Genomic DNA, 12,522 nt, shown 5'->3' with positions numbered 1-12,522 from the left:
ACTTAGGGGTTAGTCATGGTACCGAAAGCGGCTTTGCTTTCCATCATTTTAATAAAAGAGTCTTCTAGGGTAGTTTGCTTCACAATAGGATTGTTTCTCCAGAAGATGGGGTCGTAGGCTATCGATTCGATAACGGCTTTATCTTTTGTGCGCCGATTGAGCGCCTCAAACTGTTGGCCTTTTAAATCGTTGTCTACATTGTACACCGTGAGCAGGGAACTGATGCCTGGATTGAGCTCTCTGCCTTTTGCATTGAGGCTGAGGTACATTTTGGTAGATACGCTTTCCAGTACGGCAATTGGATGTGCATTGCCATTAAAAGTAGCTACGGTAGTTACGATAGGGGGGATTTTGGCGCTTGCATCAGAAAGCCTGATCGGCAAGTTGAATACGCTGTTCTCCAGCCTATATATTTTTGAATCATCTACCCCAACATAATAAGTGGAGTTAACGTAGTAGAGGTTTTTCTTTGCTTTTTTGTATTTGCAAGAGAGCACGGCTATTTTCTGGTCGGCCTGTTCGATGTATTTCTCGACGTTGATTTCATAATCCGCTAGTGTATTGAGGGTGATAAACTTTCCGCCTTTATCTGGAAAAAGGTAGCCGCTAACCGAGAAGGTGTAGTAAGACTGGTTGCTCATGGAGAAGGCTACCTGTCCATCGTTTACTTCGGCAAATCTGCTTTGTTTGGCTATCCAGCCCTGTACACGCTTTGGTGTCCATTTCAGATCGAAAAAGAGCTCGTAGATTTGGCTAGGCTTGCCGTTAAGGGTAGTTAACTGCCTGTAAAAGGCATTTACATAAGAATTATCGGTTTCGTAGGTCTTTGCTTTTTCGAGGGCAGCTTTTAAAATACGCTGACCCAAGTAAGGATCTATGGTTACGGCATTTAAGCTAATGCTTGCTGGTTTAAGCTTGATGACCAAGGCACTGCTGCTTTTCTCTGCCAGTTCCAACTCGCCGGTTAAATAGCTTACATGGCTGCAGCGTAGTTTGGCAGGGTAGGTAGGAGTCTTCAGCACAAAGTCCCCATTTTCATTGCTCACAGAAGCGTTATTGGTGCCGATGATCCCTACCGAAACAAAGGGAATACCTGCGCCGCTTGCTTCGTCGATCACTCGGCCCTGCAACAGGTTTTGAGCCTGAACATGGAAGCAGAGCGAGAGCAGTGCAATAAAGATGGCTAGTTTTTTCATCTGTTTAATCTATTATGAGCGGTGATGAAGTGGCTATTGCTGTACTAAAGAAAAATCTATTTGGCGTTTAGAAAGATCAACTTTTTTCACTTTTATTTGTACTTCATCGCCCAATTGGTATTTCTTCTTTTTGCGTTGCCCAACGATACAGTAGTTTTTCTCGTCCAGCACATAAAAATCGTCTGAAATATCGCGCAGGCGAACCATGCCCTCGCATTTGTTTTCGATAATCTCTACGTACATCCCCCATTCCGTTACGCCAGAAATAATGCCGGTATAGATTTTTCCAACATTTTCCTCTAAATATTCGGCTTGTTTGTATTTAATAGAGGCTCTTTCGGCATCTGCCGCACGTTTTTCCATGGCTGACGAATGCGAACTTGCGGTTTCATACTCTTCGGCATTGGCCGATTTTCCACCATCGAGGTATAGGGCGAGCAGGCGATGTACCATCACATCGGGGTAACGCCTGATGGGTGAAGTAAAGTGGGTATAGTAATCGAAGGCAAGGCCATAATGGCTTGTTTTCTTGGTAGTATAAATGGCTTTGGCCATGGAGCGGATGGCCAATTGGGTTAGGATGTTCTGTTCTTTTTTGCCTTCCACATCTTCCATCAGGAAATTGAGGGATTTGGCAATTTCTTTATCGCTCTTCATGTTGATTTTGTAGCCAAAACGCGACGCAAAGCTTGCAAAATTGTTTAGGTTTTCGAGGTTTGGCGTATCGTGAACGCGATAAACGAAGGTGTACTGCTGCTTGCCCTTTCCTTTTTTGGCGATAAATTCGGCAACTTTTCGGTTGGCCAGCAACATGTAATCTTCAATCAGCTTATGTGCGTCTTTACGTTCTTTCACATAAACGCCGGTTGGTTTTCCATTTTCGTCAAGCTTGAATTTTACTTCGGTACTTTCGAAACTGATTGCTCCATTTTTGAATTTCCGATCCCTTAAAATATAGGCTAATTCATTTAGTTTGGTGATTTCTTCAACAAAATCTCCGGTTTTGGTTTCGATTACCTCCTGGGCTTCCTCGTAGGTGAAGCGCCTGTCTGAATGGATAACCGTACGGCCAAACCATTCGTTTTGGATGTTGGCTTCTTCGTCCAGTTCAAAAACAGCCGCAAAACATAATTTGTCTTCATGCGGGCGCAAAGAACAAACGCCATTGCTCAGTCGCTCGGGCAACATCGGAATTACACGATCTACCAAATAAACCGACGTTGCGCGCTCGTAGGCTTCTTTGTCGAGTTTGCTTTTGGGCAATACGTAGTGCGATACATCGGCAATGTGCACCCCAATTTCGTAATTGCCATTGGGCAGTTTTTTGAATGAAATGGCATCGTCAAAGTCCTTGGCATCAGCCGGATCGATGGTAAAAGTCAAGGTATTTCTGAAATCCCTTCTGCCTTTCACATCAGCTTCGCTTACCTGTTCAGGAATGGCATTGGCTTCTTGTTCAACTTCATCGGGAAAGCTGAGCGGAAAACCATATTGGGCCAAGATGGCATTCATCTCGGTATTGTTTTCGCCCTGCTCACCAAGCACGTTGATGATTTTTCCTATTGGATTTTTTGCGCCCTCAGGCCAGTCGGTAATGGCTACCTGAACTTTTTGCCCGTTTTTCGCGCCGTTAAGGTCGTTCAATGGCACAAAAATATCGTGCAGCATTTTTCTGTCGTCTGGAATAACGAAAGCAAAACGCTCGGAAACTTTGGCCACCCCAATAAAATCGGTTTTTACACGACTGATGATTTCTACAACTTCGCCTTCGTTTTTACGGCCAGTCTTTTTCTTGAATACATATACCTTTACTTTGTCGCCATGCAGGGCATTGCGCAGTTTTCTAGGTGCTACGTAAATATCTTTTTCAAATTCATCATCGGGCACTATAAAAGCAGAACCATCCGCAGTCATGTCTACAGTACCTTCAACAAATGTTTTTAAGTCTTTTAATCTGAATTTTCCTCTTTCAGGCTGTGTAAAGTGGCCTTTGTCTACCTGTTCCTTCAATACCTCTAAAATGGTATCGGAAGATGCGCCATCTTTTAGGTTGAGCTTGGCTGCAACTTGTTTATGGTTAAGGGCCACATTTTTGTTTTTTTCGAATATATCACTAATCAACTGGGTAAGAACCTGTTTTACGTGTGAGGATTTGTTTTTTGCCATAGCGGTATTTGTGTTGTTCCCAATATAGTAATTGTATGTTTAGCATGGGGTATTTTTGGTGAGAAATAACACGGCTATAACACATTGGGATAGCTTGGGGTTAAAAAAAGAGGGGATTAACCGGCCAAAGGGGCTGGTGTTTTTCCAGGAATGGCGTCTATCAGTTTTTGTGTATAGGCGGCTTTTGGACTGTTGTAAATTACTTCTGGAAAACCTTCTTCTTCGATTTTTCCCTTGTTCATTACGATCATCCGATCTGAAATATGTTTAACTACCGCCAAATCATGGGAAATGAAGATATAGGTTAAGCCAAATTCCTGTTGCAATTCGCGCAAAAGGTTAAGCACCTGTGCCTGTACCGATACATCGAGCGCAGAAACCGATTCGTCGCAAATGATAAACTTGGGCTGCAGGGCCAAGGCTCTTGCAATTACAATCCTTTGACGTTGTCCGCCGGAAAATTCGTGCGGATAGCGATCAAAATGCTCAGGTTTGAGGTTTACCTTTTCGAGTAAGCCCAATACATGTGCTTTTCGTTCTTGGTCGTTTTTAAAGATGCCATGCACCTGCAAAGGCTCCATGATCGAATTGCCTACGGTTATTTTGGGGTTGAGCGAAGAGTAGGGGTCTTGAAAGATGATCTGGATATCTCTGCGCATTTTACGCAATTCCTTTCTGCCCAACTGGGTGAGGTCGGTTCCGTTAAAAAGCAGTTTGCCAGAAGTTGGTTCTACCAATCGCAATATGCTTCTGCCCAAGGTAGTTTTGCCACAGCCCGATTCGCCAACCAAACCTAGCGTTTCGCCTGGAAAAACCTTGAAACTGATATCATCGACTGCTTTTACAAATGTTTTGCCCTTACTAAAAAGTCCTTGATTGATCGGGTACCAGGTACAAAGGTGCTGTACTTCAAGTAATGGCTGTTGCTGGTATAGTTTTTCGCGCCTTTGTTCAATTTCGGCATCGGTATAGCTGTTGATTTCCAGCTGATGCTGCAGGGCGACTTCTTTGTTTTCGTTTAAGAAATCGGCTACGGTAGGCAATTTTTTTAATCTTCTTTGTGGCGATGGTCTGCAAGCCAAAAGCCCTTTGGTGTAGGGGTGTTGTGGATTTTTGAACAGTTCCTTGGCTGGTCCCTGCTCTACGATATCGCCTTTGTACATCACCAACAGTTCATCGGCAATTTCGCTGATGACACCTAAATCATGGGAGATAAAAATAAGCCCCATGTTGCGTTCGTCTTTGAGGCGGAGCAGTAAATCGAGGATCGTCTTCTGTACGGTTACGTCTAGCGCGGTTGTAGGCTCGTCAGCGATCAGCAATTCCGGATTGCAACTGAGGGCCATTGCAATCATCACGCGTTGTTTCTGTCCGCCAGAAAGCTGGTGTGGATAGCTTTCAAAAATCTGCTCGGGCCTAGGCAATTGCACTTCTTTAAAAAGAGCGATGGTTTTTTCCTTGGCGGCCTGCTTATCTATTTTTTGGTGAAGCATAATGGCTTCCTGCACTTGGTAGCCACAGGTAAATACCGGATTTAAAGAGGTCATCGGCTCCTGAAAAATCATGGAGATTTTGTTGCCCCTAAAATTCCTGATTTCGTTATCGGAAAGGTTAAGCAGGCTAATATTTTCAAAATCTATCTCGCCATTGATGTGCGTGTTTTTTGAATCGTGCAGACGCATAATGGAGAAGGAGGTCACCGATTTGCCGGAACCCGATTCGCCCACAATGCCGAGCACCTTGCCCTTATCGAGCTTAAAGCTGATTTTATGTACGGCTTCGGTCCAGGTTTTATCTTCCTGGCTATAAAATTCAATCGCGAGTTCCTTAACGTTTAGCATTTATATTTTCTGAATGATTAACTCCTTGGAACCTTCCTCTAAACAACCGTATTCGTCATAGTGAAAATGAGCTCCAGTTGGCACTTCTACTTGGGCTAACGTAAGTAATTGTTTAGCCAAAGAAATTAACCCAGCCTGATTTGCAGAAATAACGATTTGATTGTCAATAATGTTGCTTTCTATAGCAAATCCATCTTCCCAAGTGTTTTGAAGACCTTGCTCCGGATTATATTCAGGAATATTTAGCTTTGTTTCCATCTACATCACTAAGGTAATATTTTCGGATGGAATTGCATTCAAACCTTTAAAGCGCAATAGAATTTGTGCCGTTGTGATGACATCTTTTTGGCAATAGGTCACAATGCGTTGCAGGTCTTTTTCCTTATAATATACCTCTTTAACCTTGCTGCCATCTATATCGTCTTTTGGCGTTGGAATATTGAAAATGGTAGCCAATAAATTAAGCGAGGTATAGTTTTTATAATCGCCAAATTTCCAAAGCTCCATGGTATCGATATGGTTAACCTCCCAAGGCTTTTTGCCGGCTATTTGAAGCTGTGGCGGAATAGCAATGCCATTAATCAACATGCGGCGGCACAAATAGGGGAAATCGAATTCCTTACCGTTATGGGCGCAAAGCAACTGATCGGTTCCCTGTTCGCTTAACAATTTGGCAAAGCCGCTTAAAACTTCAAATTCATCCGCCCCGGAAAAAGAACGGACTCTTAAAAACTGTTGTTTGTGCTGGGCGTGGAAAAGACCAATGCTGATGCAAACGATCTTGCCAAATTCGGCCCAAATGCCGGCGCGGTCGTAAAATTCGGCTGCCGTAAATTCTTCTTTGCGCTGGAGCCTGGTTTTGTGCTCCCAAAGTTCCTGCAAGTGTTCGGGCACTTCTTCGTAGTGCTCAAATTGAGGTACGGTTTCAATGTCGATGACAAAAACCTTGTTTAAGTTGATTTCTTTTAACATGAGCGTATTGTTTTTGATAGGCAATACAAGTTAACAAAAAAAGCCGAAGCTTTTATTCGCAGCAAAACCTCTTCAAACAAAAAATCCTTCTCGGTTGGAGAAGGATTGCTGTATGTTTAGGTGTAGCCCAGAATTTTGAGTACTTGCTTGCTGTTCTGTTCCTCTCCAAATACCTCGAAGTTAAACGTCTCGTCTCTATTGCGTCTGATGATGACGTGCTTAGGACTTGGCAACAAACAGTGGTGGATACCGCCGTAACCGCTCAATACCTCTTGATAGGCACCCGTATTGAAGAAGCCTAAATATTGTACTTTACGTGTTTTTGGCATAAACACACTGTTCATGTGTGCCTCTTGGTTGTAGTAATCCTGACCGTCGCAGGTAATGCCGCCCAAGTTTACGCGTTCATACTCTGCATCCCAATTGTTGATGGGCAACAAGATGTATTTTTGGTTCAAAGCCCAAACATCTGGCAGGTTGGTAATGAAAGAACCATCCAACATCAGCCACTTTTCGCGGTCGTTTTGTTGTTTACGGCCCAATACCTTGTATAAAATGCCCGATGCTTCGGCTACGGTGTATTTTCCAAACTCGGTAATGATATCTGGTTCAACTACATCGTGCTCGGCACAGATTTCCTTGATCCGTTTTACGATTTCGTTAACCATGTACTCATAGTCAAAATCGAATACCAAACTATCTTTAAATGGCATACCGCCACCAATGTCTAAAGTATCCAGGTCTGGATTGATTTTTTTGAACTTGCAATACAAAGTCACGTATTTCTCTAATTCGTTCCAGTAATATGGCGAATCGGTAATACCAGAGTTGATAAAGAAATGCAACAGTTTTACCTTAAAGTTAGGGTTGCCCGAAACCTTGTTGTTGTAAAAATCGATTACATCTTCTAAACGAACACCTAAACGCGAAGTATAGAATTGCGAATCAGGTTGCTCTTCTGCCGCGATACGGATGCCCAGGTTACAAGGGGTATCCATTTCTACCTCGTCGTCGTAAAGGTTAAATTCTTCCTTGTTATCGAGTACGGGAATGATGTTTTTATAGCCATCGTGCAACATATCGATGATATACTGCTTGTACTGGTAGGTTTTAAAGCCATTGCAGATGACAGTGATGCTCTTGTCAAGCACGCCTTTTTTCTCCAACGCATCGATCATCGGCATATCAAAAGCAGAAGAGGTTTCCAAGTGGATGCCGTTTTTAAGGGCTTCTTCTACGATATGTCTAAAATGCGAGCTCTTGGTGCAATAACAATACTTGTAATCGCCGCGATAATTGTTCTTGATAATGGCAGTTTGGAACAACAGTTTGGCCTGTTGGATCTTCTTGCTCACCATGGGCAAATAAGTGAAACGCAATGGCGTACCATAGGTTTCTATCATTTCCATTAAATTTAGATCGTGAAAGTATAGCTCATCGTCTATAACGCTGTAGCCCTCTTGTGGAAAGCCTACGCTCAGATCAAGAAATTCGGAATAACTCTGCATTTATTTACATTAAATATTTTTGCAAAAATGTAATTTTAAATTGAGAATTAGCCGTTAAAAACAAATTTTTTATGCTGCAAACTAGTCATTAGTTTATTGGGTAATTAGCATAGGAATTGCCATTCGGAGTTTAGCGAGGAATCTGCCTCGTGAATAGGTGCCTCGCGCTGTGCTGCATAACAAATCATTCTTGGGTTCCTCAACTATAAACTGGCAATTGAAAACTGCTATTTGGGAACTGAAAACTACCTACTGAATACTTATCTAACCGGCAAATGTACCTCGGCCAACATGCACCTGGCGCTGCCTCCGCCATTGGTTTCAATGGTGTACAAAGGCGCATAAATCAGCTTGCAGTATTTTTCTAGCATAGAAATCTGGTTTTGATCTAGCGATAGATAAGCCTGTTCCGACATCACCAATAAACTGTCGCCCTGATCATTTTGAACCTGTAGCATATTGCCCGCAAAATGGTTCATTTGATCGAAAGTAATCGAAACGATTTCCTTGCCGGTTTGGCTCAGGCTGCCTCTTACCAGTGCCTGCTCGGTTTGGTCTGGAATAGAGTCGAAACAAACAACCGCAAACTTATCGCCCACGCACATCATCACATTGGTATGGTAAATAGGATAGCCCGTTGAATCCACTGCCTTAAAAACAACTGCAGTATAGCCAGTTTTTTGGCAGAATTCTTCCAACACCTTTTCATTAGTTCTCAAAGATAAACAGGCATAGGCTACCTTGTTATCGCGATCGAGCACCAAACTACCGGTACCCTCTAAAAACTGTTCGCTGTTTTCGTAAGTGCTGAGGTCGGTTACTTTGCTGATGTCAAAATCCTTGCCTAAGCTATCAATGATATCTGTTCTGCGTTCGGCCCTGCGGTTCACCGAAAACATAGGGTAGAGGATCACTTCGCCATTGTTATGGAAAGAAACCCAATTGTTCGGAAAGATCGAATCTGGTGTTTCTGGTTGCAGGGTATCGTTAACCACCGTTACTTCAACACCGTTTGCACGCAAGAGCGCTACAAAGCCATCAAACTCCTGTAATGCTTTTTGCTGTACATCGCTTGCCGAATTGGCCTGCTGAAATTTGTTGTTGCCCGCCGTCTGCTCGTTAAATTTGAAATCAACAGGACGGATCATTAAAATATGGTTGGTTGTCTGCATTACTCGATTGTTAGCTGGTTAGTTGTTGGTTTTTTAGTATTAGCTGCTTGCATCTTTCGATTATTGCTTCACTTGTTAATTAGAAATGGTCATTCTGAGCTAAACGAGGAAAATCAACTTTTAACTCTCCACTCCAAACTCCCCACTCAAAACTCCGCACTCCCAACTCTCCACTCAAAACTCTTAAATATCGTCTCTTAAAATAGGCAAGCTCATGCAGTGGAAACCTCCTCTGGCTCTAGAAAGCTCTGCCGACGGCATTAAAATCAAAGTATCTGTTAGCGTATCGGCATTTGCCTTGCCGTTTTCTAAATCTTGGATCAGGTCTTGTACCTTAATCACGTTAAAACCATGGGCCTCAAATGCTTCTACCGTTTTGTCATTGCGGTCGTAGCCCAAAACCACACCTTCTTTAATGGCCAATAAGTTACACGAATCCGTCCACTGCTCTCTCGAATCGTATGGGAAAGTATTGTTGCCACTGTAAATGATCTTTGTAGGTTCGGTACAGCCCAAATCATTTTGACTGATATCGTTTAGCAAAGCCTCTACATGTTCGAAGTATTTTGGCTCGCCCGGTTTGTTTTTGTTAAACTGGATGGCTGTGGTGGCTTCCAATCTTTCAGGTTCCTTTAAAAAATTGATAGGTTCTGAAGCATTGTATTTTGGCGAGTGGGCAATCGAATTCAAAATTACCCAGGTATTGCGTTTCACTTGCGTAAAAACGGTATCCAAGTGCATGTAATCGCGTTTGCTAGGAATTTTTACTACGGTTACTTTCTCCACTACGTTTTGCTCGAACAGCAATTTAATGGCTTCGTTAGCACCCTCTTCTGATGTTCTTTCGCTGCAGCCGATCAGCACATGGTTCGGACTTACCATCATCACATCGCCTCCTTCTAGGGTAGTGCGGTAATGCGTTTCTTCGCCAGGCCTTAAAAAGTGCTGGGTAGGATCTGGAATTTCGATGATGTTGTTCCGGTATTCGGCAAAAACAGGATGGTTAAAGAAAATGTAACGCATCAGCAAGGTTTCACGCACACGGGCCTTTTTTGCCGGTTTATTCAGTAAGATATGGTTATTGATGGTTGTGCCCACATCCCTGGTAAAGATAAGATTGGGAATAGGGGCAAAGATCATCGTATCATCTGCCAAGGTGCCTGAAATAAAGATTTCGGCCAATTCCTGTGGCGCGGTATCTACCAATTGCAATTGCAGTTTATAGGTACAGCCTTCTATAGCCGCTACAGCTGCCACCAGTTTTTTTCTGATCGATTCATTTGCCAAGATCTCGCCCAGCAGGTTTTGTACTTCAATAACCGATTGGGAATTATGGAAATCTGGATCGTTGGGTTTGAAAAAGGAACGATTGGATTCCTCCGAATCGATATGTGCCAATTTGCCTTTGATTTTTTCTGGATCCAGAAAATACATCAACAATTTGATATAATAGTCGTATTCGCCTTTGCGGATGGTATCGAGGTGTACAATGTCTTCGAAAAGCCAATCTTGCGCCTTTGAAGGAACTACTTTGCCTAAGCCGCTGTCTGGGCTATGGATCAGCAATTTACGTAGCCTACCGATTTCTGTATTTACCTTTACTTTGAAATTTTCGTTCTGTGCGCTCATATTTTGGTCTGTATAATGCAAAGCTATCAGATTTTTCGAGAAAGAAAAGCACTGCTTTATTGCTGTAGTTGATCATTTGATGAAGCTTTTGGATGCTCGGAAGCTGGCTTAAGGCTTATGGGTCAGTGGGTTGTCGCTGTTTGTGCCTGAGGTATAGTCAAATAATCAAGTGCTGAATTTAACACGGCAATGCGTTTGCTATTTACATGGCTTTGTCAAAAAATAGAGCATCATTTAAAGATGCGTTATGACTAAATTGTAAAACAACAATTAACCGGAACCCTTAAATTAAATTGCAATGAAAAAAATCATCCTTATGCTTTTGCTTTCTTGCGCTTTTGTAAGCGTAACTGCAGAAAAATCGAATGCTGTGATGCTGAAAAGCGATCCGCCACCAGAACGGACCTATTATTGTGGTTATTTTGAATGGGGAGGCAGCAGCGGTTTGCCCGCAGGAACCTATCAGGTGCTTTCCAGTCCGAGCGACCCTTCGCAAGTACTTTACCTTTATGACCAATGGAATAACGTTACCTACAACTGCTATTTCAGCACTTTCGATTCGACCAATAACGTGGCCTACATTAATACAGGTATAGAAATGATCGGCATGGTCTTGTTGTTCTAAATATTAGTCTCAACACTACGTGTACTTATGATGTACTGACTAATTCAAATTGCCCTAGACGATAGGCCTAGGGCAATTTGATTATCCTTTATTTAGTTCTGTTTTAAAAAATCCAGCACGGTTTGGTTAAAGAGGGCTGGGTTTTCTTCCGGTACAAAGTGGGTTTGGCCTTTTAAAATAAGCACCTGGGCATTCGGGATGCTTTTGCCGATCAGCTGGGTATGCGGTTCCAAAATCAGGTCTTTTTCTCCCGCCAATATCAATGTTTTGGCTTTGATGGCTTGCAGGCTGTTGGAGTCTATCTGCGGTTCGGCCAATATCATTTGCAACAAACGAACGGTGGTTTGTTCCTTAGGGTCATTTTTAGCCTGCAGCTTGCCCAAGTCTTTTTTGGTCTGGTTTAAAATCTTCGAACTTACGGCTTCTTCGCTGGGGTTCAGGTTGGCACCTAGGGCTACAAGCTTCTTCACATAGTCTGGATATTTCATGGCCAAGATCAATCCGGTATTGCCACCATCGCTCCAGCCTACTAGGTTTACTTGTTTCAAATGAAGGCTATCGAGCAGGGTTTTCATGTCTTCGGCAAACTGGTTGTAAGAAAAGCTGGTGCTTTTGGTATCTACGCTCTTGCCTTGTCCGCGCGTATCAACCGCAATTACTTTGTAATGGTTGGCCAATTCGGGAATCTGTGCCTTAAACGCTGCAATAGATCCACCGTTGCCATGCAACAGGAGCAGGGGTTCGCCGGTGCCATAGGTTTCATAATAGATTTTGCAACCCTTGCTGTCTACATATTTTCCCTTGCTGCTGTTTTGTCCGTAGCGCTCAACCACCTTGCCACCTGTAGCGAGAATATGTATATAGTGTTGATACTGCGGGTCCTGGCTCTTTTCTAAAGTAATATTGATCCCCGTTTTGGTTTTGAGCGATTCGGTGCCTTTGTAATCTTTTAAGGGGTTGGTCGATTGTTCGAAATCGCCATTAGACACCTCCATTTTGGTCCACACGCCGGGCTCGGTTTCAATTTCAAGGCTAAAATTGTCATAGTAGAAATGGCCATTGCCTGTGGTATTGATGTACAGCCAGATTTTTTGCGTGTTAGCGCTTATTTTTCCTTTGATCTCGTGTTTACGCCAGGTGGTATCGTTTTTGGCCGCTTTGCTGCTCCTGGCCGTATTGGCAATAAAATCGTAATCGCTTTTGCCTACCTGTAACACGAATAAACCCGCTTGTCCGGTTGAGTCTGTTGGCTGGCTCTTAATGTCAACGCTTGCCCTAAAGGCTTTGTCTATAAATTTTTTAACGGGTATTTCCTTAACCAGGTTTACATCGGTAGTGGTGCTGACTTGGGCAAATGCAGCAATGCTTAAAAACGTTGCAAGTAAAGTAAGGATCGTTTTTCTATGGTTCATA

At 43.0% G+C, this 12,522-nt stretch carries 10 protein-coding genes; 1 reads left to right on the top strand and 9 read right to left on the bottom strand.

The features are described from left to right. Positions 1–2: 2 nt before the first annotated feature. The 8 genes from AC570H_RS08640 to AC570H_RS08605 form a co-directional block, all read right to left on the bottom strand. The gene (locus AC570H_RS08640; protein ID WP_497353727.1) at positions 3–1,196 is read right to left on the bottom strand and encodes a carboxypeptidase-like regulatory domain-containing protein; all 1,194 of its coding nucleotides are present in this window, start codon (positions 1,194–1,196) and stop codon (positions 3–5) included. A gap of 33 nt (positions 1,197–1,229) precedes the next feature. Then, on the bottom strand, positions 1,230–3,362 hold the full coding sequence (gene rnr, locus AC570H_RS08635) for a ribonuclease R (RefSeq protein WP_497353725.1): 2,133 nt from the start codon (positions 3,360–3,362) through the stop codon (positions 1,230–1,232). Between the two features lie 116 nt (positions 3,363–3,478). Beyond that, positions 3,479–5,203: an ABC transporter ATP-binding protein gene (locus tag AC570H_RS08630; protein ID WP_497353723.1), complete on the bottom strand. Its 1,725-nt coding sequence runs from the start codon at positions 5,201–5,203 to the stop codon at positions 3,479–3,481. Then, a complete protein-coding gene (locus tag AC570H_RS08625) occupies positions 5,204–5,461 on the bottom strand; it encodes an Imm32 family immunity protein (RefSeq protein WP_497353721.1) in 258 nt (85 codons plus the stop codon). After that, positions 5,462–6,175 (bottom strand): 3'-5' exonuclease, encoded by a 714-nt coding sequence (locus AC570H_RS08620; protein WP_497353719.1) that lies wholly within the window; start codon positions 6,173–6,175, stop codon positions 5,462–5,464. It lies immediately after the preceding gene. Positions 6,176–6,291: 116 nt separating this feature from the next. Further along, entirely contained in the window at positions 6,292–7,683 is a 1,392-nt protein-coding gene (locus AC570H_RS08615; protein WP_497353718.1) for an arginine decarboxylase, read from the bottom strand. A 260-nt stretch (positions 7,684–7,943) separates the two neighbouring features. Then, positions 7,944–8,855, bottom strand: a complete 912-nt coding sequence (gene ctlX, locus AC570H_RS08610) for a citrulline utilization hydrolase CtlX (RefSeq protein ID WP_497353716.1) — start codon at positions 8,853–8,855, stop codon at positions 7,944–7,946. 183 nt (positions 8,856–9,038) lie between these two features. Continuing rightward, positions 9,039–10,484 carry an arginine deiminase family protein gene (locus AC570H_RS08605; RefSeq protein WP_497353714.1) on the bottom strand — a complete coding sequence of 482 codons (1,446 nt, stop codon included), beginning with the start codon at positions 10,482–10,484 and terminating at the stop codon, positions 9,039–9,041. Positions 10,485–10,782: 298 nt separating this feature from the next. On the opposite strand from AC570H_RS08605, the gene AC570H_RS08600 reads away from it, so the two are divergent. Further along, positions 10,783–11,109 (top strand): hypothetical protein, encoded by a 327-nt coding sequence (locus AC570H_RS08600; protein ID WP_497353712.1) that lies wholly within the window; start codon positions 10,783–10,785, stop codon positions 11,107–11,109. Between the two features lie 92 nt (positions 11,110–11,201). Here the strand turns inward: AC570H_RS08600 and AC570H_RS08595 are convergent, their stop codons facing one another. Then, on the bottom strand, positions 11,202–12,521 hold the full coding sequence (locus AC570H_RS08595; protein WP_497353710.1) for an alpha/beta fold hydrolase: 1,320 nt from the start codon (positions 12,519–12,521) through the stop codon (positions 11,202–11,204). Position 12,522 lies beyond the last annotated feature (1 nt).

The organism is Pedobacter sp. B4419 (assembly GCF_059693725.1).
This window is presented reverse-complemented; position numbering and strand designations above follow the sequence as displayed.

What these genes read in the sequence shown, in the direction of transcription:
- AC570H_RS08640 (WP_497353727.1), bottom strand. Translation starts at nt 1,196, where the DNA reads ATGAAAAAACTAGCCATCTTTATTGCACTGCTCTCGCTCTGCTTCCAT.
- rnr (WP_497353725.1), bottom strand. Translation starts at nt 3,362, where the DNA reads ATGGCAAAAAACAAATCCTCACACGTAAAACAGGTTCTTACCCAGTTG.
- AC570H_RS08630 (WP_497353723.1), bottom strand. Translation starts at nt 5,203, where the DNA reads ATGCTAAACGTTAAGGAACTCGCGATTGAATTTTATAGCCAGGAAGAT.
- AC570H_RS08625 (WP_497353721.1), bottom strand. Translation starts at nt 5,461, where the DNA reads ATGGAAACAAAGCTAAATATTCCTGAATATAATCCGGAGCAAGGTCTT.
- AC570H_RS08620 (WP_497353719.1), bottom strand. Translation starts at nt 6,175, where the DNA reads ATGTTAAAAGAAATCAACTTAAACAAGGTTTTTGTCATCGACATTGAA.
- AC570H_RS08615 (WP_497353718.1), bottom strand. Translation starts at nt 7,683, where the DNA reads ATGCAGAGTTATTCCGAATTTCTTGATCTGAGCGTAGGCTTTCCACAA.
- ctlX (WP_497353716.1), bottom strand. Translation starts at nt 8,855, where the DNA reads ATGCAGACAACCAACCATATTTTAATGATCCGTCCTGTTGATTTCAAA.
- AC570H_RS08605 (WP_497353714.1), bottom strand. Translation starts at nt 10,484, where the DNA reads ATGAGCGCACAGAACGAAAATTTCAAAGTAAAGGTAAATACAGAAATC.
- AC570H_RS08600 (WP_497353712.1), top strand. Translation starts at nt 10,783, where the DNA reads ATGAAAAAAATCATCCTTATGCTTTTGCTTTCTTGCGCTTTTGTAAGC.
- AC570H_RS08595 (WP_497353710.1), bottom strand. Translation starts at nt 12,521, where the DNA reads ATGAACCATAGAAAAACGATCCTTACTTTACTTGCAACGTTTTTAAGC.